The organism is Streptomyces sp. NBC_00523, assembly GCF_036346615.1.
Classification (GTDB): Bacteria; Actinomycetota; Actinomycetes; order Streptomycetales; family Streptomycetaceae; genus Streptomyces.
Genome location: NZ_CP107836.1, coordinates 3,593,166 through 3,616,665, shown reverse-complemented (window position 1 = coordinate 3,616,665; position 23,500 = coordinate 3,593,166). Strand labels below are relative to the sequence as shown.

Annotated in this window: 24 protein-coding genes and 1 pseudogene; 11 read left to right on the top strand and 14 right to left on the bottom strand. The window is 72.3% G+C overall.

Annotated elements, in window-relative coordinates; genetic code table 11:
- Positions 1–21: 21 nt before the first annotated feature.
- The 3 genes from OHS17_RS16340 to OHS17_RS16330 all read right to left on the bottom strand — a co-directional run bounded on the left by OHS17_RS16340 (position 22) and on the right by OHS17_RS16330 (position 2,957).
- A complete protein-coding gene (locus OHS17_RS16340; protein ID WP_330312777.1) occupies positions 22–645 on the bottom strand; it encodes a PadR family transcriptional regulator in 624 nt (207 codons plus the stop codon).
- 72 nt (positions 646–717) lie between these two features.
- Positions 718–1,029: a hypothetical protein gene (locus tag OHS17_RS16335; protein ID WP_330312776.1), complete on the bottom strand. Its 312-nt coding sequence runs from the start codon at positions 1,027–1,029 to the stop codon at positions 718–720.
- A 290-nt stretch (positions 1,030–1,319) separates the two neighbouring features.
- Complete coding sequence (locus tag OHS17_RS16330) at positions 1,320–2,957, bottom strand: protein kinase domain-containing protein (protein ID WP_330312775.1); 1,638 nt, start codon at positions 2,955–2,957, stop codon at positions 1,320–1,322.
- Between the two features lie 359 nt (positions 2,958–3,316).
- Here OHS17_RS16330 and OHS17_RS16325 point away from each other — a divergent pair, with 359 nt between their 5' ends.
- On the top strand, positions 3,317–5,020 hold the full coding sequence (locus tag OHS17_RS16325) for a protein kinase domain-containing protein (RefSeq protein ID WP_330312774.1): 1,704 nt from the start codon (positions 3,317–3,319) through the stop codon (positions 5,018–5,020).
- Positions 5,021–5,026: 6 nt separating this feature from the next.
- On the opposite strand, the gene OHS17_RS16320 is transcribed toward OHS17_RS16325, so the two are convergent.
- From OHS17_RS16320 to OHS17_RS16310, 3 genes are all read right to left on the bottom strand, one after another.
- Positions 5,027–6,028, bottom strand: coding sequence for a phosphotransferase (locus OHS17_RS16320; protein ID WP_330315273.1), 1,002 nt, complete (start codon positions 6,026–6,028; stop codon positions 5,027–5,029).
- Positions 6,029–6,091: 63 nt separating this feature from the next.
- Positions 6,092–6,517: a pyridoxamine 5'-phosphate oxidase family protein gene (locus tag OHS17_RS16315; protein WP_018101956.1), complete on the bottom strand. Its 426-nt coding sequence runs from the start codon at positions 6,515–6,517 to the stop codon at positions 6,092–6,094.
- 74 nt (positions 6,518–6,591) lie between these two features.
- Entirely contained in the window at positions 6,592–7,251 is a 660-nt protein-coding gene (locus OHS17_RS16310; RefSeq protein WP_330312773.1) for a response regulator transcription factor, read from the bottom strand.
- A gap of 340 nt (positions 7,252–7,591) precedes the next feature.
- On the opposite strand from OHS17_RS16310, the gene pdhA reads away from it, so the two are divergent.
- The 4 genes from pdhA (at position 7,592) to OHS17_RS16290 (ending at position 11,931) form a co-directional block, all read left to right on the top strand.
- The gene (pdhA, locus tag OHS17_RS16305; protein WP_330312772.1) at positions 7,592–8,755 is read left to right on the top strand and encodes a pyruvate dehydrogenase (acetyl-transferring) E1 component subunit alpha; all 1,164 of its coding nucleotides are present in this window, start codon (positions 7,592–7,594) and stop codon (positions 8,753–8,755) included.
- Positions 8,756–8,757: 2 nt separating this feature from the next.
- Entirely contained in the window at positions 8,758–9,738 is a 981-nt protein-coding gene (locus OHS17_RS16300) for an alpha-ketoacid dehydrogenase subunit beta (protein WP_330312771.1), read from the top strand.
- Positions 9,739–9,750: 12 nt separating this feature from the next.
- The gene (locus OHS17_RS16295; protein WP_330312770.1) at positions 9,751–11,151 is read left to right on the top strand and encodes a dihydrolipoamide acetyltransferase family protein; all 1,401 of its coding nucleotides are present in this window, start codon (positions 9,751–9,753) and stop codon (positions 11,149–11,151) included.
- A 147-nt stretch (positions 11,152–11,298) separates the two neighbouring features.
- The gene (locus OHS17_RS16290) at positions 11,299–11,931 is read left to right on the top strand and encodes a DUF4232 domain-containing protein (protein ID WP_330312769.1); all 633 of its coding nucleotides are present in this window, start codon (positions 11,299–11,301) and stop codon (positions 11,929–11,931) included.
- 71 nt (positions 11,932–12,002) lie between these two features.
- Here OHS17_RS16290 and OHS17_RS16285 read toward each other — a convergent pair whose 3' ends face one another.
- Positions 12,003–12,578: a TetR/AcrR family transcriptional regulator gene (locus tag OHS17_RS16285; protein ID WP_330312768.1), complete on the bottom strand. Its 576-nt coding sequence runs from the start codon at positions 12,576–12,578 to the stop codon at positions 12,003–12,005.
- A gap of 70 nt (positions 12,579–12,648) precedes the next feature.
- Between OHS17_RS16285 and OHS17_RS16280 the strand changes: the two genes are divergently transcribed.
- Positions 12,649–13,554, top strand: a complete 906-nt coding sequence (locus tag OHS17_RS16280) for an NADP-dependent oxidoreductase (RefSeq protein WP_330312767.1) — start codon at positions 12,649–12,651, stop codon at positions 13,552–13,554.
- Here OHS17_RS16280 and OHS17_RS16275 read toward each other — a convergent pair.
- Positions 13,509–13,847 (bottom strand): annotated as a pseudogene (locus OHS17_RS16275) (ATP-binding protein); the annotation flags it as partial. The gene OHS17_RS16280 and the pseudogene OHS17_RS16275 overlap by 46 nt on opposite strands.
- On the opposite strand from OHS17_RS16275, the gene OHS17_RS16270 reads away from it, so the two are divergent.
- Positions 13,838–13,999, top strand: a complete 162-nt coding sequence (locus OHS17_RS16270; RefSeq protein WP_330315272.1) for a DUF397 domain-containing protein — start codon at positions 13,838–13,840, stop codon at positions 13,997–13,999. The pseudogene OHS17_RS16275 and the gene OHS17_RS16270 overlap by 10 nt on opposite strands.
- Positions 14,000–14,124: 125 nt before the next feature.
- Here OHS17_RS16270 and OHS17_RS16265 read toward each other — a convergent pair whose 3' ends face one another.
- The 4 genes from OHS17_RS16265 to OHS17_RS16250 all read right to left on the bottom strand — a co-directional run bounded on the left by OHS17_RS16265 (position 14,125) and on the right by OHS17_RS16250 (position 17,896).
- Positions 14,125–15,834, bottom strand: a complete 1,710-nt coding sequence (locus OHS17_RS16265; protein ID WP_330312766.1) for a GAF domain-containing SpoIIE family protein phosphatase — start codon at positions 15,832–15,834, stop codon at positions 14,125–14,127.
- A gap of 105 nt (positions 15,835–15,939) precedes the next feature.
- A complete protein-coding gene (locus OHS17_RS16260) occupies positions 15,940–16,710 on the bottom strand; it encodes a DUF4097 family beta strand repeat-containing protein (RefSeq protein ID WP_330312765.1) in 771 nt (256 codons plus the stop codon).
- Between the two features lie 36 nt (positions 16,711–16,746).
- Complete coding sequence (locus OHS17_RS16255; protein WP_330312764.1) at positions 16,747–17,226, bottom strand: GNAT family N-acetyltransferase; 480 nt, start codon at positions 17,224–17,226, stop codon at positions 16,747–16,749.
- Between the two features lie 214 nt (positions 17,227–17,440).
- Positions 17,441–17,896 (bottom strand): DUF2690 domain-containing protein, encoded by a 456-nt coding sequence (locus tag OHS17_RS16250; RefSeq protein WP_330312763.1) that lies wholly within the window; start codon positions 17,894–17,896, stop codon positions 17,441–17,443.
- A 230-nt stretch (positions 17,897–18,126) separates the two neighbouring features.
- On the opposite strand from OHS17_RS16250, the gene OHS17_RS16245 reads away from it, so the two are divergent.
- Complete coding sequence (locus OHS17_RS16245; protein WP_330312762.1) at positions 18,127–18,582, top strand: DUF2690 domain-containing protein; 456 nt, start codon at positions 18,127–18,129, stop codon at positions 18,580–18,582.
- Positions 18,583–18,655: 73 nt separating this feature from the next.
- Entirely contained in the window at positions 18,656–19,108 is a 453-nt protein-coding gene (locus tag OHS17_RS16240) for a DUF2690 domain-containing protein (protein ID WP_330312761.1), read from the top strand.
- A gap of 178 nt (positions 19,109–19,286) precedes the next feature.
- On the opposite strand, the gene eno is transcribed toward OHS17_RS16240, so the two are convergent.
- Positions 19,287–20,567 carry a phosphopyruvate hydratase gene (gene eno / locus OHS17_RS16235; protein WP_330312760.1) on the bottom strand — a complete coding sequence of 427 codons (1,281 nt, stop codon included), beginning with the start codon at positions 20,565–20,567 and terminating at the stop codon, positions 19,287–19,289.
- A gap of 170 nt (positions 20,568–20,737) precedes the next feature.
- Here eno and OHS17_RS16230 point away from each other — a divergent pair, with 170 nt between their 5' ends.
- Positions 20,738–21,160, top strand: a complete 423-nt coding sequence (locus OHS17_RS16230; protein ID WP_161211937.1) for a MarR family winged helix-turn-helix transcriptional regulator — start codon at positions 20,738–20,740, stop codon at positions 21,158–21,160.
- 68 nt (positions 21,161–21,228) lie between these two features.
- Here OHS17_RS16230 and OHS17_RS16225 read toward each other — a convergent pair whose 3' ends face one another.
- Positions 21,229–21,777 (bottom strand): DUF1062 domain-containing protein, encoded by a 549-nt coding sequence (locus OHS17_RS16225; RefSeq protein ID WP_330312759.1) that lies wholly within the window; start codon positions 21,775–21,777, stop codon positions 21,229–21,231.
- Positions 21,778–22,068: 291 nt separating this feature from the next.
- On the opposite strand from OHS17_RS16225, the gene OHS17_RS16220 reads away from it, so the two are divergent.
- Positions 22,069–23,331: an outer membrane protein assembly factor BamB family protein gene (locus tag OHS17_RS16220; protein WP_330312758.1), complete on the top strand. Its 1,263-nt coding sequence runs from the start codon at positions 22,069–22,071 to the stop codon at positions 23,329–23,331.
- The last annotated feature ends 169 nt before the right edge of the window (positions 23,332–23,500 follow it).

Sequence of the window (23,500 nt, the reverse complement as noted above, 5' to 3'; positions counted from 1 at the left end):
TGGATGTGGAGGGCGCCGGATTCAGCGGCGCGTGCGGGACCGGGCGGACGGCCGGGCGGCGGTGCGGGCGGCCGGGCCCGGGGACGGGCCCTCCTCCGGCTCCGTGGCGGCGGCCTCGGCGAGCCGGATCAGCCGGGCCTCGCAGTGGTCCAGCCAGCGCGCCTCGGCCTCGGCCTGGAAGATCAGCTGCTCCACGACGAGCAGCCACGCCACCTCGTCGCGGTTGGCGGGTGCCTGGGCGAGGGACCGCGCCTTGAGGCGGGTGTAGTCCTGCATGGCCTTCACCGTGTGGTGGCGCTGGGCCTGGATGACGGCCTTGATGTCGACGCCGGGCGCCCCGACCGCCATGGCCAGCTTGATGGCCAGCTCGTCACGGGGCGGGTTGCTGCGGTCGACCGGCGTCTCGAACCAGGCACGCAGTTCGGTGCGCCCGGCGTCGCTGATCGAGTAGAGGGCGTGGCCCTGGTCGTCCTCGCCGTCCTGGGCGACCAGGCCGTCGCGCTCCAGCCTGCTCAGCGTCGTGTACACCTGCCCGACGTTCAGCGGCCAGGTGGAGCCGGTGCGCGACTCGAATTCGGTGCGGAGCTGGGAGCCGTAACGCGGCCCGCGCTCCAGGAGGGCGAGGAGCCCGTGACGGATCGACATACCGAGTATGTATACCGAGTATGTTGATCACCGCAAGTCTCCGCGGCGGCGGTTCGGAAGGAGGGCCGTACGTCAGCGGGCCCGGCGCATCCGCAGGGAGAGGAAGCCGAGACCCAGCCCGACCAGGGCGATTCCCGCGCCGAGCGACAGCTGCTGGAAGCGCCGCACGGTCGTCCCGCTCAAGGCCTGCCGGCCCTCGGGCGGAGGGTCGCGGAAGTCGGCCGGGTCGGGGGTGAAGACCGGCACGGCGGCGGATTCGGAGGGCGAGGGCCGCGGCTGCCGGTCCTCCAGCGCGTCCTGCCGCGCCACCTCGGCGGCCGAGCGCCCGGGCCGCTGCCGCCCCGCCCCGGCGGGCCACCCGGCAAGCGGAGACTGCGCGTCCACGGGACGGGACGCGCTCGGCGAAGGAGAAGCGGAAGACGGAGAGGAAGCAGAAGACGGAGAAGAAGCAGAAGCGGAGGACGAAGACGAGGCATCCGGCGCCGCCGCCCCCAGGGACGCGGCCGCCGTCAGCGCCAGGCAGGCCACGCCCCGGGAGGAGCGCGCGCGGAGCCGTCCCGAAGCCATGCGGTCACCGTCACACGCGACGGCACGACCGGCATCTCAGATGAGGCGTACGGATGGCTCCCGCCCGAGGACGGGGTGACCGGACGCGGGGACTAGGGCGACAGGCCCTAGGCGGGGTCCCCCGTGGCGACCTCCAGCTCGAAGTGGGCGCCGGTCTCCGACACCGCGGCCCCGGACGACGGGAACTGGTTGACGACCTGGTCCTCCGCGTACGCGTTGCCCGGGACCTTCTTCACCTTGAGCGTCCAGCCCGCCGCGTCCGCGCAGGCGCGCACCGAGAGGAGGTCCTTGTACATGAAGTTCGGGGCGTCGACCTTGTTCGGGTCGTCGATGTCCTCCGTCGCGTCCGTGCACTTATCGGTCTCGATCGTCCGGTTCCGCTCCGGATCGCGGTGATCGCCGGCCGGGGACTCGGTGGCCTTGGCGTCCGCGCCGCCCTTGTCGTCGCCGTTCATCGCGATGACCGTGATCAGGCCGCCGATCGCGACCAGCGCGACGACGATCGAGCCGATGATCACCGGCATGTTCCGCTTGGAGCCGCCGCCCGAGGCCGGGGACGTCGTCGTCTGCGGGGACACCGTGTACGGCGAGGGCGTCTGGTGCTGAAGCGGCGCCGGGCTCTGGTAGGCCGGGGCGCCCGTCTGCGGGTAGCCGTACGACGGGTTGGTGGCCGGGGCCGGCGTCGCCGGGCCGTACGGGCCGGGGGACTGGTACGGGCCCGGCTGGTACGGCGTCTGGACGCTGTGCGGGGCCGGCGCGGACTGGTCGACGGGCGGGAAGACCGCCGAGCCGACGCCCGAGCCGCTGTTGGCCGGCATGCTGCCGTCGCCGACGATCACCGGGGCGCCGGTGTGACCGCTCGCGCTCAGCACGCGGGCGATCTCGTCCTGCATGGCCGCCGCGCTCGGGAAGCGCTCGTTCGGGTTCTTCTTGAGCGCGCGGGCGACGAGGGCGTCCATCGCGGGCGTCAGCGACCGGTTGATCGTGGACGGGGCGACCGGCTCCTCCTGCACATGCGCGTACGCGATGGCGAGCGGGGAGTCCGCGTCGAAGGGGAGGCGCCCGGTCAGCAGCTGGAAGAGCATGATGCCGACCGAGTACAGGTCGGAGCGCGCGTCGACGCCGCGGCCGAGGGCCTGCTCGGGGGAGAGGTACTGCGGGGTGCCGACGACCATGCCGGTCTGCGTCATCGACGTCACGCCCGACTGCATGGCGCGGGCGATGCCGAAGTCCATGACCTTCACGACGCCGCGCTTGGTCACCATGACGTTGCCCGGCTTGATGTCGCGGTGCACCAGGCCCATCTCGTGGCTGGTGTCGAGCGCGGCCAGCACGTCCGAGGTCACCTTGAGCGCCTTGTCGGCGGGCATGGCGCCCTGGGAGCGGATGTCCGCCGCGAGGACGGAGCCGAGCGGCTGCCCCTCGACGTACTCCATGACGATGTACGGCATCAGCGCGCCGCCGAGCTCGTCCTCGCCCGTGTCGAACACCGAGACGATGTTGGTGTGCTGGAGCTTGGCCACGGCCTGGGCCTCGCGGCGGAAGCGCTCGCGGAACGACTGCTCGCGGCCCAGCTCGGTGTGGAGTGTCTTGATGGCGACCTGTCGGTCGAGGGCGGAGTCGTACGCCAGGTATACGGACGCCATCCCGCCTTCGCCGAGCAGGTCGCGCAGCTGGTAGCGGCCGCCGGCGACGGACCCGCCCGCGTAACGACCCTGCGAACCGTGTCCGCCGTCGTGGCTCATGACTTGCTTCCCCCTCGGCGCGCGACTCCCGGGAACTCGGCGCGCGACTCACGCGATCATCCGTAATTACCGGCCAAGTCTGCCGTAGGGGTACGACACGTCAAGCCGGGTGCCCGTTCCGTGACCGTACGCGCTGGAAGCGTCTCGGAAGCGTTACAGGATCAGCATGGAATTTGCGTCGGCGGCGCGCCAGCCGATTGGATGGCCGGTCCGGCGCCGAATCGGCTTGTCCCATCGAGGCTGTAGCGTGACGGGGCAATGCGGCCGGCAGCGCAGCCGGCGACGCAGCAAGGCACCGTGAGACCCCGCGGGCGCGCGGACGCGCGGACGGACGCGGACAGATACGACGGCGAGGACTGATGGCACCCGAACCCGAAGCAAACGGCGGCGGCGTTCCGGATGGCACCGATTCCTGGGGCATCGGCGGGGTCGTCGGCGACGGACGGTACCGGCTGACCCACCGGCTCGGCCGGGGCGGCATGGCCGAGGTGTTCGCGGCGGAGGACGTCCGGCTCGGGCGCACGGTCGCGGTGAAGCTGCTGCGCTCCGACCTCGCCGAGGACCCGGTCTCCAAGGCCCGCTTCACGCGCGAGGCGCAGTCGGTCGCCGGGCTCAACCACCACGCGGTCGTCGCCGTGTACGACTCCGGCGAGGACACCGTCGCCGGGCAGACCGTCCCGTACATCGTGATGGAGCTGGTCGAGGGCCGCACCATCCGCGACCTGCTGATCAGCGCCGAGGCCCCGCCGCCGGAGCAGGCGCTGATCATCGTCTCCGGGGTCCTTGAGGCGCTGGCCTACTCGCACCAGCACGGCATCGTGCACCGCGACATCAAGCCCGCCAACGTGATCATCACCAACTCCGGTGCGGTCAAGGTGATGGACTTCGGCATCGCCCGCGCGCTGCACGGCGCGCAGTCCACGATGACGCAGACCGGCATGGTCATGGGCACGCCGCAGTACCTCTCCCCCGAGCAGGCGCTCGGCAAGGCCGTCGACCACCGCTCCGACCTGTACGCCACCGGCTGCCTGCTGTACGAACTGCTGGCGCTGCGGCCCCCGTTCACGGGCGAGACGCCGCTCTCCGTGGTGTACCAGCACGTGCAGGACACCCCGGTCCCGCCGTCGAACATCCTGGACTCGGTGCCGCCGGAGCTGGACGGGCTCGTCATGCGCTCGCTGGCGAAGGACCCGGACGACCGCTTCCAGAGCGCCGAGGAGATGCGCGGCCTGGTCCAGTACGGCCTGCAGATGCTCCAGGTGCAGGGCGGCCACACCGGTACGTGGAACACCGGCCCGGTCGTCCTGAACGAGGGCGCGGGCACTCCGCCCGGCGGCATGACCGGCGCCACCCGCGCCATGGGCGGCTACCCGCAGCACGGGGACACCTCGCAGGCGCCGATCCTGCCGCCGATGAACCCGGACGACGGGGGATACGACGGCGGCAGCACCCGGCAGGGCGGCGGTGGCCGCGGCAAGCTGTGGCTGTTCGTCGTGCTCGCCCTGATCGCGATCGGCGCGGGCGTGGCCATCGCGCTCAACGCGGCGAACGGGAGCGGCCAGAAGCACGAGAAGCAGCCCACCGAGACCTCCAGCAAGCCCACGCCCACGGAGGAGTCGCCCACCCCGACCCCCGACGACACCCAGGACGACACCCAGCAGCCGGGCGACAGCACCGGCGGTGGCTGGGACGACGACACCTGGTCGCCGTCGCCCACGCCGAGCGAGACCGCCGAGTCCCCGAGCGCCTCCTCGCCCCAGCCGGGCACGGGCGGATCGGACAACGGCGGCGCGGACGGCGGTGACGGCGGCAACGGCTCCGGCGGAAACGGCAGCAACGGTTCCGGCAACGGCGGTTCGGGCAACACCGGCGACACCGGTACGACCACCGAGGGCGGCAACACCGGCACCAGCGAGGGCGGCAACACCGGCACGAGCGAGGGCACCGACGCCGGGGCCAGCGAAGGCGCGGCCGAGGGTTCGGAGGGCGCCCCGGGCGGTGCCGCGGCGGGCACGACCGCCGGTACGACGGCGGGCACGGCGGGCACGGGCACGGGCAACTGAGCCCCCTCACCCCGTGAAGGCCGCGCGCACCGCCTCGTACTCACGGGTCCACCAGACCGCCAGGGCCGACACCGCGGGGAACTGCGGGTCGGCCCTGCGGTCGTCCAGGCAGTAGCGCCAGCGCAGTATCCAGAAGTCGTTGAGCCGCTCCCACCAGACCCGGTGCACCGCCGCCGCCAGCTCCGCCGGGTCCGCCCCGGCCGCCCGCCGGTAGGCCCGGGCGTAGGCGCGTACCTTCGCCAGGTCCAGCGCGCCGGCCGGCTGCACGAAGAAGATCGCCGCCGCCCGGACCGCCTCCTCCGCCCGGGGCTGGACGGCCAGCCGGTCCCAGTCCAGGATCGCGACCGGGTCGGCGCCCCGGTAGAGCACGTTCAGCGGGTGGAAGTCGCCGTGCACCCAGCCGGTCGCGGGCGCTCCCGGGTCGGGTGGCCGTCGGTCGGCGTACCGTTCCAGCAGGGTGCGCCGCTCGCGCAGCCGGTGCTCGGCGAGCTCGTCGAAGGCGTCCCGGCCGACGCGTCCGCGCGCGGCGGCGAGCAGATCGCCGATCAGCGCGAAGGTGTCGGCCGCCTCGGGGCTCGCGTATCCGGGCGGATGCCCGCCGCCGGTCCCCGTGTCGCGTTCGGAGCCCATGACCTGCTCAAGACCGGTGTGTACGGCTCCGAGGAGCGTCCCGAGACGTGTCGACTGGGCGAGGGTGAGCTGGGCGCCGCCCCGGTGCAGGCCGTCGACCCAGGGGTGGAGGGCGTAGCAGCGGCCGGCGATCTCGGTGACGGTCCCGCCGTCGCGGTCCCGGACGGGCGGGGCGACGGGCACTCCGAGTAACTGGAGGCGGCGGGTCGCGCGGTGCTGGCGGACGATGGTGGCGCGCTCGCGGGTGCTGTCGTCCGAGTGATGTTTGAGGAAGTACGAGCCCCGCGTGGTGGACACCCGGTAACCGTGGTTGAGCAGGCCCTGGGAGAGCGGGGTGCAGCTGAGCGGCGCCCCGGCGCCCGGGTAGCGGCGAAGCACCTCGCCGACCGGCGGAACCGGCGGGGAGGCGACAGATGAGCGCGACACGCGTCAGATGTTAGATCACGCTGCGTTGCGGATCTGCCGGCTTGCGTGGAAGTCCAGAGTGTGCACCGTGACGAAGTGAGGTTCGAGCCAGAGGTACGAAGGGGCGAACGGCTCGCCGTTGACCTCGACGGGCGCGGGACCGAAGCGCTCGCGCTGGGCGGGGGTCGGCTCCACGACCCGTGCGGGCCCGGTGAACTGCACGGACCACAGGTCCTCGGTGCCCACCGGGGCGGTGTTGAAGTTGTCCGCTCCGTAGGCCACCACCGCGCCGTCGCAGGCGCCGTGGTGGCCGAGCCCGCTGTGCATGCGCAGCACGACGCGGCCGTCGATGACGATGTGCCGGGCCACCGTCAGCATCGGGAGGGCGCGCATGCTGGTCGCCAGCCGGCCGTAGGGGACCCGGCCGAGCAGGTCGATCGCGTGGAGTTCCTCGGTGGACATGCCTTCCACTGTCGGCCAGGGCATGTGGGCGGTATAAGAGGCCGGGGCCCCCGTTTCGCCGGGACCAAAGTCCCTCAGCGCTTCTCGGCCTGGAGCCGGGCCACGTAGGCGGCGGCCTGCGAGCGGCGTTCCATGCCCAGCTTGGACAGCAGGCTGGACACGTAGTTCTTGATCGTCTTCTCGGCGAGGTGCAGCCGTTCGCCGATCACCCGGTTGGTCAGCCCCTCGCCGATCAGGTCCAGGATCTTGCGCTCCTGGTCCGTGAGGTTCGCCAGCTTCTCGTCGTCGCGCCCGCGCTTCCCGTCGCGCAGCCGCTCCAGCACGCGGGCGGTCGCGACCGGGTCCAGCAGCGACTTCCCCTCCGCCACGTCCCGTACCGCCGCCAGCAGTTCGTTGCCCCGGATCGCCTTGAGGACATAGCCCGAGGCGCCCGCCATGATCGCGTCGAACAGCGCCTCGTCATCGGCGTACGAGGTGAGCATCAGGCAGTGGATGGACTCGTCCTGCGACCGGATCTCCCGGCACACCTCGACCCCGCTGCCGTCCGGCAGCCGTACGTCGAGCACGGCCACGTCGGGGCGGACCGCCGGAATCCGCACCAGCGCGTCGGCCGCCGTACCGGCCTCGCCGACCACCTCGATGTCGTCCTCCATCGCGAGCAGCTCATGCACCCCGCGCCGGACCACTTCATGATCATCGAGTAGAAATACCGTGATTTTTCCTTTTTCGCGCACAATCGCAGTCTCACACACTCACCCCTTCCCTGCCGCTGCCGGGCGGGATAACGTGCCGTTGTTCCGGCGGCCTGCGAGGCTGTGATCAGTGCTGTGACCAGCGAGGCTTCCCGAATTCCTCGATTTACTTGGATATCCAAGCAAAATCGCAGGTCAGGGAGGGTTTCGCAGTTACGGGACGCACTGGGTAACGTGCCTTGGACAGGGCGCTCGCCGGGGCACCTGTCACGCCTGTTTCCCGGACCGAGCGGCACCCACCCCGTGCACGGGTACGGACACAGGCGAGCCGCACTGGTCTCCCGGCAGACCCCGGGGGCCGGACCGACGGAGGAGCACGCACGTGACCGTGGAGAGCACTGCTGCCGCGCGTAAACCGCGACGCAGCAGCAAGCGGACCAGCGCCGCGAAAACGCCCGCGAAGACGCCGGAGGGTTCGACGCCCGAGCTCGTACAGCTGCTGACGCCCGAGGGCGAGCGGGTCGAGCACCCGGACTACTCGATCGACCTGAGCGCGGAAGAGCTGCGCGGCCTGTACCGGGACATGGTCCTGACCCGTCGCTTCGACGCGGAGGCCACCGCCCTCCAGCGCCAGGGCGAGCTGGGCCTGTGGGCCTCGCTGCTGGGCCAGGAGGCCGCCCAGATCGGTTCCGGCCGGGCCCTGCGCGACGACGACTACGTCTTCCCGACCTACCGCGAGCACGGTGTGGCCTGGTGCCGGGGCGTCGACCCGACCAATCTGCTCGGGATGTTCCGCGGTGTGAACCACGGCGGCTGGGACCCGAACACCAACAACTTCCACCTGTACACGATCGTCATCGGCTCGCAGACCCTGCACGCCACGGGTTACGCCATGGGCGTGGCCAAGGACGGCGCGGACTCGGCCGTGATCGCGTACTTCGGCGACGGCGCCTCCAGCCAGGGCGACGTCGCGGAGGCGTTCACCTTCTCCGCCGTCTACAACGCCCCGGTCGTCTTCTTCTGCCAGAACAACCAGTGGGCGATCTCCGAGCCCACCGAGAAGCAGACCCGGGTGCCGCTCTACCAGCGTGCCCAGGGCTTCGGCTTCCCCGGCGTCCGGGTCGACGGCAACGACGTCCTGGCCTGCCTGGCCGTCACGCGCTCCGCCCTGGAGCGGGCCCGGCGCGGCGAGGGCCCGACCCTGGTCGAGGCGTTCACGTACCGCATGGGCGCGCACACCACCTCGGACGACCCGACGAAGTACCGGGCCGACGAGGAGCGCGCGTCCTGGGAGGCGAAGGACCCGATCCTGCGCCTGCGCACGTACCTGGAGAAGCAGGGCGCGGCCGACGAGGCGTTCTTCACCGCCCTGGACGAGGAGAGCGAGGCCCTCGGCAAGCGCGTCCGCGAGGCCGTACGGGCGATGCCCGACCCGGACCGGATGGCGATCTTCGACCACGCCTACGCCGACGGGAACCCGCTCGTCGACGAGGAGCGCGCCGAGTTCGCCGCCTACCAGGCTTCGTTCGCCGAGGAGGGCAAGTAACCATGGCCGTGGAAAAGATGTCCCTCGCCAAGGCGCTCAACGAGTCGCTGCGCAAGGCCCTCGACACCGACCCGAAGGTCCTCATCATGGGTGAGGACGTCGGCAAGCTCGGCGGCGTCTTCCGGATCACCGACGGCCTCCAGAAGGACTTCGGCGAGGACCGTGTCATCGACACCCCGCTCGCCGAGTCCGGCATCGTCGGTACGGCGATCGGCCTCGCCCTGCGCGGCTACCGGCCCGTCGTGGAGATCCAGTTCGATGGCTTCGTCTTCCCCGCGTACGACCAGATCGTCACGCAGCTCGCGAAGATGCACGCCCGCGCGCTCGGCAAGATCAAGCTCCCCGTCGTCGTGCGCATCCCGTACGGCGGTGGCATCGGTGCCGTCGAGCACCACAGCGAGTCCCCCGAGGCGCTGTTCGCGCACGTCGCGGGGTTGAAGGTGGTCTCCCCGTCCAACGCGTCGGACGCGTACTGGATGATGCAGCAGGCCGTCCAGAGCGACGACCCGGTCATCTTCTTCGAGCCGAAGCGGCGTTACTGGGACAAGGGCGAGGTCGACACCGAGTCCATCCCGGGCGCGCTGCACGCGGCGGCTGTCGCCCGCACCGGCACGGACATCACGCTCGCCGCGTACGGCCCGATGGTGAAGGTCTGCCTGGAGGCCGCCGCGGCCGCCCAGGAGGAGGGCAAGTCGGTCGAGGTCGTGGACCTGCGCTCGATGTCCCCGATCGACTTCGACACCATCCAGGCGTCCGTCGAGAAGACCCGCCGCCTGGTCGTCGTCCACGAGGCACCCGTCTTCTACGGCTCCGGGGCCGAGATCGCCGCCCGCCTCACGGAGCGGTGCTTCTACCACCTGGAGGCGCCCGTGCTGCGGGTCGGCGGATACCACGCCCCGTACCCTCCGGCGCGGCTGGAGGAGGAGTACCTGCCGGGTCTGGACCGGGTGCTCGACGCCGTCGACCGCTCGCTGGCGTACTGAGGAGAGAGGAGCGTGACTACGATGACCGACACTTCCAACGCTGCTCGCTTCCGTGAGTTCAAGATGCCCGACGTGGGCGAGGGACTGACCGAGGCCGAGATCCTCAAGTGGTACGTCCAGCCCGGCGACACCGTCACGGACGGCCAGGTCGTCTGCGAGGTCGAGACCGCGAAGGCCGCCGTCGAGCTGCCGATCCCGTTCGACGGCGTCGTCCACGAACTGCGCTTCCCCGAGGGCACCACGGTCGACGTGGGCCAGGTGATCATCGCGGTGGACGTGGCGCCGGGTTCGGGTGACCCCGTTGCCGAGGAGCCCGAGGCCGCCCCGGCCCCCGAGGCCGCTCCCGAGGCGCCCAAGGGCCGCCAGCCCGTCCTGGTGGGTTACGGGGTGGCCGAGAGCTCCACGAAGCGCCGGGCCCGCAAGGGCGCCGAGACCGCGCCCCCGGCGGCCGCCCCCGCCGCCGTGCAGGCCGAGCTCAACGGGCAGGGCACGGCGGCGATTCCGGAGGCCCGCCCGCTGGCCAAGCCGCCGGTCCGCAAGCTCGCGAAGGACCTGGGCATCGACCTGGCGACGGTCACCCCGACCGGTGTCGGCGGTGTCATCACGCGCGAGGACGTGCACGCGGCGGCGACGCCTTCGGAGCCGGTGGCTCCTTCGGCTCCGTCCGAGGCGCCCGTGGTCGTGGAAGCGGAGGTTCCTGCTCAGCAGGGCGCCCGCGAGACGCGTATCCCGGTCAAGGGCGTCCGCAAGGCCATCGCGCAGGCCATGGTGGGCAGCGCGTTCACCGCCCCGCACGTCACCGAGTTCGTGACCGTCGACGTCACGCGCACGATGAAGCTCGTGGCGGAGCTGAAGGAGGACAAGGACATGGCGGGGGTGCGGGTCAATCCGCTCCTCATCATCGCCAAGGCCCTCCTGGTCGCGATCAAGCGGAACCCCGGGGTCAACGCGGTCTGGGACGAGGCGAACCAGGAGATCGTCCAGAAGCACTACGTGAACCTGGGCATCGCCGCCGCCACTCCGCGCGGCCTGATCGTCCCGAACATCAAGGACGCCCATGACCAGACGCTGCCGCAGCTGGCCGCGTCCCTGGGCGAGCTGGTCGCCACGGCCCGGGACGGCAAGACGTCACCGGCCGCGATGGCGGGCGGCACGGTGACCATCACCAACGTGGGCGTCTTCGGCGTCGACACCGGTACGCCGATCCTGAATCCGGGCGAGTCCGCGATCCTCGCGGTCGGAGCGATCAAGCTCCAGCCGTGGGTCCACAAGGGCAAGGTGAAGCCCCGTCAGGTGACCACGCTGGCCCTTTCGTTCGACCACCGGCTGATCGACGGCGAGCTGGGCTCCAAGTTCCTGGCGGACATCGCCGCGATCCTGGAGCAGCCGAAGCGGCTGATCACCTGGGCGTAGTCGTCCGTACGAGGGGCCCGCGCGAGGTTCGCGCGGGCCCCTCTGCTTTGTAACAAGGGTGTATGAGACACCGGTTGGGCGCAACGCACCCCCGTCCCGGACGGTTCTTGCTGATCGGAACTGTCAACGGATACCGAGGACGAATCGATGCGCTCTCACAAGATCACCTTCGCCGCCCTGGCCGTCGCCGCGGGTCTCTCGCTCACGGCCTGCCAGAACGACGACGATGCCGCGGCGCAGACCGACCCGTCGTCCGTGGCGACCGCGTCCCCGTCCACCGATGCGCCGGACGCGGGCGGTTCGGATTCGGGCGGCGGGAAGGAGACCGCCGACGGGGCCGGGTCCGACCAGTCCGGCACGGCCGCCAAGTGCCGTACCGACGGGCTGAAGATCACGGCGATCGACAACTTCATCGACGGCGATCCGCAGGGGACCGTCGCGGTGGAGATGAAGAACACCAGCGGCCGGGACTGCGTGATCGCCGGGTTCGCGGGCGTCGACCTGAAGACCAACGAGGGCACGCTGTCCGCCGAGCGCAAGGGGGCACCCGGAGACCCTTACGTCCTCAAGAACGAGAAGACGATCGCCTTCTCCGTCACGTATCCGCTCAACGAGACGGGCGGCACCGGCGTCCGCATCACCCACCTGGTGGTGACACCGCCCAACGAGACGAAGTCGGTCACCCTCCCCTGGCCGGGCAAGCCCTCGCTGCCCGTCACGGACGGCTCCGGCGACCCTGTGACGGTCGGCCCGATCGGCAGCGCGGGCCAGGGCGGCTGAGGCGTACGTTCCGTGCCCGTGGGGGTCCCGCTCGATGCGGGGCCCCCACGTTCGTGTGTCGGCCGGGTCCTTCAGGGGCCCGTGACCTCCCAGGCCGCTTCGATCATCCCGAAGATCTCGTCCACCGCGGCCTCCGGATCGGCCGCCTCGCGGGCCAGTGCGTGCGCGTCGACCACGAACCTGGCGATCGTCCGGCAGGCCGTCGAGGTCCGGGACAGCCGGGGGTCGGCGGCGATGGCCGTCGCCAGCGACTCCGCGTGCCGCAGCCGCATCGACTCCTCGTACTCCCGCAGCGCGGTCGATCCGTCGATCATCCGCCAGAGGGGGGCGGCGTCGTCCGCCGTGCAGTGCCGGACCATCGCGTGGATCTCGCGGCGCAGCGCGGGCATGAGCGGTTCGTCCGGTGCGCGGTCGGTGGCCGCCTGCGCGAGGCGGTGCTCGAAGTCGGCGTCCTGCTCGAACACGAGGGCCTCTTTGGAGGTGAAGTGGGAGAAGAGCGTGGTGACGGCCACGTCCGCCTCGGCGGCGATCTCCCGGATGCCCACCGCCTCGTATCCGCGTTCCAGGAAGAGCCGCAGCGCGGTGTCGGCGATCTTCTGGCGGGTCGCGGCCTTCTTGCGCTCGCGGCGCCCGGACTGCACGGTCATGCGCTCACGCTAGCAGCTACGTATCCGTAGCCGTTTCAAAACACTAACCGTTAGTGTTACGGTCCCCGGCATGAAGAAAGTGAGCTTCGCCGAGTTCGGCGGCCCCGATGTCCTGCGCCTCATCGACGCCGTGGAGCCCCATGCGGGCCCCGGCCGGATACGTATCGCCGTGCGGGCGGCAGGCGTGAACCCCGTCGACTGGAGGGTCCGTGAGGGCCAGGTCCTGGGCGCCCATCCGACCGTGCTGCCCTCCGGCGTCGGGCTGGATGCCGCCGGGATCGTGGACGAGGTGGGTGAGGGTGTCGAGGGCGTGGCGACCGGCGACCGCGTGTTCGGCGAAGGGGCCGACACCTACGCCGAGTTCGCCGTGCTGTCGGCCTGGGCCCGGATGCCCGAGGGGCTGACGTTCGAGGAGGCGGCCGGGTATCCGTCCGTGGTGGAGACCGCCCTGCGCGTCATCGACCAGGTCGGTGTACGGCCGGGCGAGACGCTGCTGGTGAGCGGGGCGTCCGGGGGCGTCGGTTCAGCAGTGCTCCAGATCGCCCGGGACCGGGGCATCGCGGTGATCGGCACGGGCGGCGCCGCCAATCAGGACTACCTGCGCGGGCTGGGCGCGCTCGCCACGACGTACGGCGAGGGCTGGGTCGAGCGGGTACGGGGGCTCGGCCGCGTCGACGCGGCGCTCGATCTGGCCGGCTCGGGCGTGATCCCCGAACTCGTCGCGCTGACGGGCGATCCGCGCAGGGTGATCACCATCGCGGATCTCGGCGCCCCGGAATTCGGCGTCCGCTTCTCCGGCGTGGCCGGCAGCGTGCCGGACGCGCTCGCGGAGGCGGTGGACCTGATCGAGCGGGGGCGGCTCCACATCCCCGTCGAGAAGTCGTACGCCCTCGCGGAGGCGGCGCAGGCGCACGCGGACAGTCGGGCGGGTCACACACGTGGGCGGCGAGTCATCGACGTCCGGCCCGCCGCCTGACGGTGCGTGCCGGGCCGGTGCGGGCGCGCCTGTAGCGCGAGTTCGGCGAACACCGTCTTCCCCACGGTGTGGGGCTCGACGCCCCATCGGTCCGCGATCCCGTCCACGAGGGGGAGCCCGCGCCCGTAGCACTCGTCACCGCCGGCCTCCCGAATCCCGGGCAGCCGCTCACCCCGGGGGTCGGTGACCTCCACGCGGAGGGCGGCGCCGGTGAGGACGACCCGCACCCGGATGAGCCGCCCGCGCAGGCTGCCGTGGATCAGCGCGTTGGTGGCCAACTCGGATACGAGGAGCGCGACTTCCCCGGCGCGCTCGGGGTACCCCCATTCACCGACGAGCCGAGCGGCCCGTCGCCGTCCGCGACTCGAAGCGGGCCGCCGGGCCCGTCCTCGTACTCAAGCCCACCGCGTGGGCCGCGTTCCACGCCGCGCTGCGCCGACCGTAGCGGTCGGCGCGAACGGCCGCTGTTCTCCAGGTCCAGGTCATGACCGGCATCCTGCCCTGACAACGGTCTGTGGGCGCTGCCCGGCGGCGGGACGGATACGGGGGACTCATTGCCCGGTGCAGCGGTCAGGGTCCCGTGACCCGGATGACGAGCACCGCCACGTCGTCCCGCTGCGGGACCTCCGCGAGGCCCGTGGAGAGCATCTGGAGGAGGAGGGGGAGGGGCTTGTCGGCGTGGTGGGACAGGAGCGCGGCCGTGTGGGCGGTGCACGCGTCGATGTCCTCGTCGCGGCGTTCGACCAGGCCGTCCGTGTAGAGCAGGAGCACGCTGCCCGGGGGCAGGGCACGGGTGTGGTCCTCGCGGGGCGGGGTGTCCGGGAGGCCGAGCAGGAGGAGGTCGTGGTCGGTCAGGGTGGTGACGCCCGAGCCCGGGGTGCAGAGGAGCGGCGGGGGGTGTCCGGCGTTGGACCAGGTCAGGCGCCAGTGGTCGGCGTCGCGGTCGAGGCGGGCGTGGACCGCCGTCGCGCCGACGCCCAGGGGGAGGACGCCGATGGCCTGGTCGATGGCGTGCAGGGCGCCGGCCGGTGAGTGGGCCGGGTCGTCCAGGCTCGCCTGGCGGAGCATGCTGCGGATCTGGCCCATCACGGTGGCGGCCCGGACGTCGTGGCCGATGACGTCGCCGATCGAGAGCATGAGGGCCGCGGGCAGCGGATAGGCGTCGTACCAGTCCCCGCCCACCATGTCCTGGTCGGCGGCGGGCAGGTACAGGGCGGCCATGTCCAGGCCGGGCACGTCCGGCAGCTCCGTCAGCATCGCGGCCTGGAGCTGTTCCGCGGCGCTGAGCCGGTGCGCCACGAAGCGGGTGCGTTCCACCGCCTGGCTCACGTACCCCGCCACCGTGGTGAGCACCGCCTCCTCGGTCGGCGCCATGACGTGCGGGCGGGACCAGCACCACGTGAGCACGCCGTGGCCGTTCGGCAGCGGGACGCACAGGACGGACTGGAGGCCCAGCGAGTCGTACCCGGCGACGGCCTCGGGCCCGAAGCCGGCCAGCAGCGCCGCGCGGTCCGGGACGAAGACGGCGCGCTGTTCCCGCATGGCCAGCGAGCTGGGGAAGGCCGCGTCCCGGTCCAGCCGGTCGATGGCGCTTTCCACAGGGCGTACGTCGTCCGGGTCGACGACCCGCCACAGCCCCTCGCCGTCGGCCAGCAGCAGACCCACGAACGCCGGCTCGGCGGGCCCCCGGAACATCTGGCGGAGGCGGCGGGTCAGGTCGGCCGGATCGTGGGCGTGGGCGAGTTCGACCGAGGCGCGCAGCAGCAGACCGGCATGGTCGCGGTCCCGCTGGATCAGCTCCGTCGCGATCCTCAGCCGCAACTCCATCGAGCAGGCGGCCGTGAGGTCTTCGAGGTCGCGCAGCTCGTCCGCCGTCCACTCCCGGGGGCGGTGGTCGATGGCGCAGAGCGATCCGAGCACCCGTCCGTCGGCGTCGGTGAGCGGCATTCCGGCGTACGCGACCACCTGGAGATCGGGGATGGCGAGACTGGCGCAGGTGCGCGGGTGCGCCCGGGTGTCGCTGAGGACCAGCGGACCGGCGTCCGCGACGACGTGCTGGCAGAGGGAGTGGCTGAGGGGGGTCTCGCGCCGGGCCGCCCAGTCGCCGGACATCCCGACCATGCCGGGGAACACCTGCCGGTCGGGCTCCAGCAGCGAGACCAGGGACACCGGGACGCGGAGCAGGCGCGAGACCAGCCGCGCGAACCGGTCCATGCCGGGATCGGCCGCCGCGGTCAGCCCGGCCAGCCGCAGCGCCTCCAGCCTTCCGGGGTCCCTCACTCCGGGGCCTCCGTCCGGACGGGCGGGAACGGCGCGATGTCCACAAAGCGCATTTTATGAATATACGGGCGATGGTCCGTGCTGTCCTGGCCTGCGGCCGGGCCCCTACCCCCGCCGGGCCTCCGTGTCGCCGTTGACCGTGCGCAGGGTCAGGCGGTGCGCGTCGTCGGAGTCCTCGGCGACCGGGAGGTCCGAGGTCGAGCGCCCGTTGACGGTGTGCGCCTCGGTCGCGTACGGGGGTGTGCCGGGCGGGAGCGTGACGCGCGCGGAACCGTTGCGGGTCACGCCGCTGAGCGTGTCCGGAGCGGTGGCGCATCGCACGTCGACGTCGCCGTTGACCGTCTCGGCGTCGATGCGGAGGCCCCGGAGGCCGGTCGCGCGGACGGACCCGTTCCGGGTGACCAGGTGCTGGTGGGCGCCCTTCGCGCCGGAGTCCTGCACGGTGACGTCGCCGTTGACGGTGCTGAGGCTCAGCCCGCCCCGTACGCCGCTCACGTCGATCCCGGCGTTGCGCGCCCGCACGGTGAGCGTGACGCCGGAGGGGACGCGCACGAGGGGCATGCCGCCGCAGTTGTCCCGGGCCCGGTCGTCGCGCGCGTCGCCCTCGTCGCAGGGCAGGTCGAGCGTGTACGTGTCCCCGTCCCCGTCCCCGTGGGCGAGGACGGAGCCGTCCACCGCGACGCGGTCCCCGTCCGTTCCGACGACCCGCACACCGCCCTGGGTGGTGACGACGAGCCGGGCGCCCTCCGCGAGGGAGGCCGCCCGGAAGTCCCCGCTCCGCGGCTCGTCGCCACCGTGCCCGCAGGCAGTCAGCACCAGCAGCGCGCACCCGGCCAGGGCCACGCGTCCCTTCGCCACGCTCCGCGATGAGGTCATGGGGTGCGTGTGCCCCGGGAACGGGGGCTTACGGGGTCAGGTGACCGCGGGGCTGCGGCGCTCCACCAGGACGACGTCGCGCCAGACGCCGCGGTGGCGGCCGATCCGCTCCCGGGTGCCGATGACGCGGAAGCCGGCACGCCGGTGCACGGCGAGGCTGGCGGTGTTCTCCGGGAAGATGCCGGACTGGACGGTCCAGATCCCGGCCCGGTCCGTGGAGTCCGTCAGCGCCGTGAGCAGCGCGGAGGCGATCCCCCGGCCGCGGGCGTCCGGGTGGACGTAGACGGAGTGCTCGACCACTCCCGCGTACGCGCACCGGTCCGAGACCCGGCCGGCCGCGACCCAGCCCAGCACGGTCCCCGCCCCGTCCAGGGCGGCGAACCGGTGCCCGGGCAGATTCGCGGCGTCGAACGCGGCCCAGGACGGCGCCTCGGTCTCGAAGGTGGCGTTGCCCTCGGCGATCCCCGCCTCGTAGATCGCGAGCACCTGCTCCGCGTACTCCGCCGTCAAGGGCACGAGGGGGGTCAACGGCGGCCCCCGCGCCCGCCCGTGAACGCCGAGATGATCCAGATGACCAGCAGGGCCAGAAAGACGACGACGATGATCGTGGGAAGCGCTGACATCCTGGTCCCCTCGGAGTCGTGTGGCCCGTGAGGCTCAAGGGGCCCGGATCGAGCGGATGTTACGCGCCTGCGGCGAGGGTCGCCAGGGTTCCGTCACGCCCCGCGGATCAGTAACTGCCGGTGTAGCCCAGCGCGCTGCCGACGCGGCCGGAGCTCTCGGAGGCGCCACCCACCGCGTACGAGGTGTAGTCGGCGTCGTTGAGCATCGGGGTGTAGCAGGAGTACTGACCGGACGCGCTGTCGTAGTGCGGGGTGCCGCAGTACTCCCAGGAGTTGTCCTGGTCGCGGACGACCTTGGCGTAGACGCTGTTCCCGTCGGACCAGACCCGGGCCCAGACCGTCCGGCACGACGGGCTGTAGCGCAGCTCCACCGTGCCGACCCGGGCGCCGTTCACGTAAAGGGCCTGCGAGCGGGCGGTGTACGCCCCCGAGGCGCAGCCGGACGACATGGGATCGGCGCCGTCCCGCGCGGCCGCGTCGGCGGAGCCGGACAGGCCGAGGGCGAGTCCGGCGACGGCCGCGGCCACGGCGGTCGCGTGCTTGAGGGTGCGGGCGAGCTGCATGAGCGGTCCTCCGGGAGGAGCAGGGGTGGATGTGGGGGCACCGTGGCACGGCCGGCGGGGGCCGGTCCACGGTTCGCCGTCCCGTCCCGCGGCGGGCCCGACGGGACGGCGTCCCGGGACGGCGCGTCCCCCGTCCCAGGGACGTGAGCTGCTGGAACGGGCCGGATCCGGCGTGCCAACGTCGGTGCGAGCAGCGGCCGTCAGCCGCCCCCACCACCCAGGAGCCACCCATGGCATTCAGCAGCACGGCCAAGCGCGCGGCGGTCGTCGCCGCCTCCACCCTCGCGCTGGCGCTGGGCATGACCGGAACCTCGCACGCCCTCGCCCGGGACGGCCTCGACCCCAACGCCTCCGGCTGCTCGTCCGACGCGTACACGGCGAGGCAGACGCACATCCTGGACCGTGACGGCCGGACGTACGTCGGCGTCGTGGAGCTGCGCTACAGCCCCGCCTGCCGCACCGCCTGGGTGCGCGTCCAGGGCGACCAGTCCGATCTGCACGGGACCGTGCAGCGTACGCAGGACTACGTGAAGCAGTACTGCGGCTCCGTCAACTGGAGCACCAGCCTCGGCCAGTACACCTGCTACAGCCCGATGCTCAACGACGCCGGCTACACCTCCTACGCCTTCGGATACGCCGTGCACAACGGGGTCGAGAGCTACGAGGCCATCACCACCATCTACTGAACCCGAAGCCGTCTTCGCCGCGACGCCTGCGCCGCCTCTTCGTGATCCGCCCACCCCTATCCAGGGAGCAACCATGCGTATACCGGCCCTCTTCGGCCGGACGGCCGTGATCGCCGTCGCGTCCGCCGCCCTCGCCACCGGCTTCACCGGCTCCGCCTCCGCCGCGAGCCGCGACGGCCAGGACCCGATCTCCTCCGGCTGCTCGGCCACCGCCATCACGGCCGCCTCCCGGGCGCTGTACGCGAAGGGTGCCCAGGTCGGCACCGTCGAGCTGCGCTACAGCACCGCCTGCCGCACCACCTGGGTCCGGGTCTACTCGGACGGGCCGAACTTCGGCGGTTACATCAACCGCGTCCAGGACGGCGCCACCCAGTGGTGCGGCGGCCCGAGCATCGCCGCCAACGGCCAGGAGACCTGCTTCAGCCCGATGCTGAACGACGCGGGCTACACCTCCTGGGCCGCCGGTTACGCCTCCGACGTCATCGGCTACGACGAGTCGGGTACGCACACCACCTCGGCGTACTGAGCCCTAGGGCCTGTCGTCAAACTGCCGTCTGCCGCGCGGCGCCATGCACGCACTCTCGCCGCACCGGCCCCAGACCCCGGTACGTCCAGTACAGGGGTCTGGGGCCGGCACGCCGAGAGCACGCACCTGACGCCGCCCGGCCGCCCTTCGGGCAACGACGCCAGTTTGAAGACAGGCCCTAGCGGGCGCGCAGCGCCTCCGTGCCCGCGTACCGGGCGCCCGCGCCCAGCTCCTCCTCGATGCGGATCAGCTGGTTGTACTTCGCGGTGCGGTCGGACCGGGACAGGGAGCCCGTCTTGATCTGGCCGCAGCCCGTGGCGACCGCCAGGTCCGCGATCGTGGTGTCCTCCGTCTCGCCCGAGCGGTGCGACATGACGACCGTGTACCCGGCGCGGTGCGCGGTGGAGACCGTGGTCATCGCCTCCGTCAGCGTGCCGATCTGGTTGACCTTCACCAGGATCGAGTTGGCGACCCCGGAGGCGATGCCCTCGCGCAGCAGCGCGTCGTTGGTGCAGAACACGTCGTCGCCCGTCAGCTGGCAGCGGTCGCCGACGCGCGCGGTCAGCTCGCGCCAGCCGTCCAGGTCGTCCTCGGCCATCGCGTCCTCGACCGACACGACGGGGTAGGCGTCGATCAGTTTCACCAGGTAGTCCGCGTGCTCCGCGGGAGTGCGGCGTACGCCCTCGCCCGCGTAGTCGTACACCCCGTCGCGGAAGAACTCCGACGTCGCCGGGTCCATGACCAGCCCGATGTCCGTGCCCGGCCGGTACCCCGTGCGCTCGACGGCCGCCACGACGAAGTCCAGCGCCTCTTCCGCCGTACGGAGGGACGGCGCGAAGCCGCCCTCGTCGCCGACGCCCGTGGAGTGGCCGGCGCCGAGCAGGTCGCGGCGCAGGGTGTGGAAGACCTCCGAGCCCATCCGGACCGCCTCGGCGAAGGTCTCCGCGCCGATCGGGGCGATCATGAACTCCTGGAAGTCCAGCGGATTGTCGGCGTGGGCGCCCCCGTTGACGATGTTCATCATCGGGACGGGCAGCAGCCGGGCGTCCGACCCGCCCAGGTACCGGTAGAGCGGCAGGCGGTGGGCGACCGCCGCGGCCTTGGCGGCGGCGAGGGAGACGCCCAGGATCGCGTTGGCGCCGAGCCGGGCCTTCGTGGCGGTGCCGTCGGCGGAGACGAGCGCGGCGTCCAGCCCGGCCTGGTCCTCCGCGTCCCGGCCGATGACGGCCTCGGTGAGCTCGGTGTTGACGTGGCGCACGGCCTGGTCGACGCCCTTGCCGTGCCAGCGGGCCGGGTCGCCGTCGCGCAGTTCCACGGCCTCGCGGGCGCCGGTCGACGCCCCGGAGGGGACCGCGGCCCGGCCGAGCGAGCCGTCCGACAGGACCACGTCCACCTCGACGGTGGGATTGCCCCGGCTGTCCAGGACGCGGCGGCCGGTGACGGAAGTGATGGCGGTCATGGGAGTCCTTCCCGTTGTCGCGTTGCCGCGGTCCGGCTGCGACGACGGTGGCGCGGGACCCGGCGCCAACAACTCTACAGCAATGCTGTTCAGTAAGGCTGTGTAGTTGTGCTGAACAGTTCTGCTGTGCAGTCTTCCGGCCTGTTTCCGACCCCGCGCTAAAGTGCGGTATGCCCCTCCCGGAATCCGCCTCCATCGCCGCCGAGCTGCGCACAGCGATGGGCAAGCTCACCCGCCGCGTGAAGCTTGAGGACCAGATGCCGCTCGGCCAGGTGGCCGTGCTCGGCGAGCTGGACCGTAACGGCGCCCTGACCACCAGCGAGCTCGCCGCCAACCAGCGGGTGCGGCCGCAGTCCATGGCGCGCGCGGTCGGGCTGCTGATGGATCAGGGGCTGATCACCCGTCGCGCCCACCCCACCGACGGCCGCAAGAGCCTGGTCGAGCTGTCGGCGGCCGGGCGCGCCCTCCTGGAGGAGGAGCGCGAGCGCCGGGCCGACTGGCTGGCCCGCGCGATCGACGCGGAACTGAGCGAGGAGGAGCGGGCGTTGCTGGCCCGTGCGATCGGGCTCGTCGGGCGGCTGGCCGCGCACTGACGGTGGTGCGGGGGCCGGTCCGTCGAGAACCGGCCCCCGCGGCCTTACGGCCCTACCGCCTCACCGCCTCACCGCTTCAGCAGGAAGCCGAAGTCCGTCGACGTCCTCCCGGTCAGGCGGACCGGCGCGACGAGCTTCCCCTCGGCCAGCAGGCGTTCCGTCTCGCCCCGTGAGAGGCCGAAGCCGTCCGCGACCAGGCGCAGCGGGCGGACGGGAACGGGGACGGCGAAGCGGACCGACACCTCGGCCACCTCGCGGCCGAGGTGATCGTCGCCCCCGGTGTCCAGGCGCCAGGCGCCCGTCCAGTCGAGGGCGATGTGGTTGCGGCGCCGCACGACGCCGTCCCGGAGGAGTTCGCCCGCCAGGGCCGGGTCGTTGGCGTGCATCCGGTCCAGCAGTTCAGGTCGTACGGAGCGGACGTGCGCGCGCTCCAGGATCGTGACCTTGGTGGTGTCCCCGCACCCCGTGCAGAGCGCGAGGAGCCAGGCGTCGAGCAGCTTGTGGTTCGCGTTGACGCGGAACTTGCCGTGGGCCCGGAAGGTCCCGGACGCGCAGGCGTGGCAGCGGCGCCGGACGAGGGGCAGGCGTGTGGGCATGACGGCCCAATGAGAGAGCACAGGTGTACACCGGTTTCCGTGTGAGAAATCCGCAGCGGGAAGCGGCACGGCGCACAGGGTGCGACGCGCGGCCGGTCAGCAGTGGGGAGGTCTCACGCGATGTACAACGGAACGCCCTTTCAGGGGACGGCAGATGCGGGACCGCGCCGCGAACGGTGGGGCCCGGCTGGACGGTAGTGGGGCGATCCGGCGGATCGCCACCGGTTTTCGGGCGGGCCTGGTCCCCGAAAGTCCTTGCCCATTAAGGTCGTTGTGATCGCAAAGAGTGCGAAGAGCGGGCCAGGGGGGACGATGGGCGGGATAAGGACGGCACACCGGTGGGCGGTCGTCGCGGCCGGGGCCGCGCTGGCGGCGGTGTCGCTGGCCGGCTGCGGGGACGGCGGCGACGGTGCGGCGGGCGCGAAGGCGGCCGAGGGCGCCAAGGGAGGCGGGGACGCGAAGAAGCCGGCGCGGCGCGCGTACGACCCACCCGTGCGCTTCGAGGGGAACGCCGTCGACCTGACGGGCGCCGAACAGCCGAGCACGTCGAGCGGAGAGGCCCTGCGGCCCTCGGTGACGCTGGCGGACGGGGTCGCGTACGTCGACGATCAGCGCGGGATCAACGCGATCGACACCCGGACCGGCGACTCCAAGTGGTACGTGGCGACCAAGCACGAGGGGGAGCGGGGCGGCTTCGGGACGGAGCGGGTCGCGCCCCTGGTCTCGGACGACGGGCGGACCGTCTACGCCGCGTGGGACCGCCGGGTGCCGGGTGAGGGCACCGTGCGGGACCGGTTCGTCATCGAGGTGGTGGCCGTCGACACGGCCACCGGCAAGCGGACGTGGTCGGCCGAGATCCCGTCCGACCCCAGCGCCACCGGAATGGCCGCCACCGCCATCGGCGCCGACGGCAACCTCGCGCCGCAGGTCGTCGGGGTGGACGCGGGCACCGCGGTGGTCACCGACGCGGACACCACGTACGCCCTCGACACCGCCACCGGGGACGTCCGCTGGAAGAAGGGCGACTACCGGGCGCTGAACCTCGCCGAGGGCGTCGTGGCCGGCGGCGAGGAGACCGGATACAACCAGGGCCGGCTGCTTGGCGTCGACGCGGCGACGGGCGAGCAGCGGTGGACCGTCGCGGGCGCGCGGCAGCCCGCCCGTGCCGCGCCGAAGTTGCTGAGTGCGAACCGGGACGGCCACACGGACGTCGTGGACGCGGTCGACGGCAAGCTCCGGCTGATCATCGACAAGCCGGACTACCGCTGCCTGGACGACGCGCGGTCGCTGGTCGCGTGCTCCAAGGACGGGTACAACGCGTCGGACCGGGGCATCGTGGTCATCGACGCGACCACGTTCCGGCGCAAGTGGGTGCTGTCCGACGACTCGGAGCGGTCGGTGCCGGGGGTCACCGGTTTCTGGCACGGCGCCCTGTACGGCGAGGTGGGCGGACGGCCGGTCGTCCTGGACGGCGAGACGGGCGAGGACCGCGAGACCGACCCGAACGCGGCCCCGATCGAGATCGACCGGTACGGCGGTGTGGAGGGCACGCGGTTCATCCCGGCCGCGGGCTGAAGAGGGGCTGGTTGAGGCGGTCGGTTCGGGGGAACGCCCCCGTATCCCGCGGGGGTTGACCACGCCGGCCTCCGGGGGGCCGCAGGATGGCCCGGTCGCCGCGCGGCTGGTGCGATGAGGGTCCATCACCGGTGACGGCGTACCACCGTTCCGGCACAGAGAAACGGAC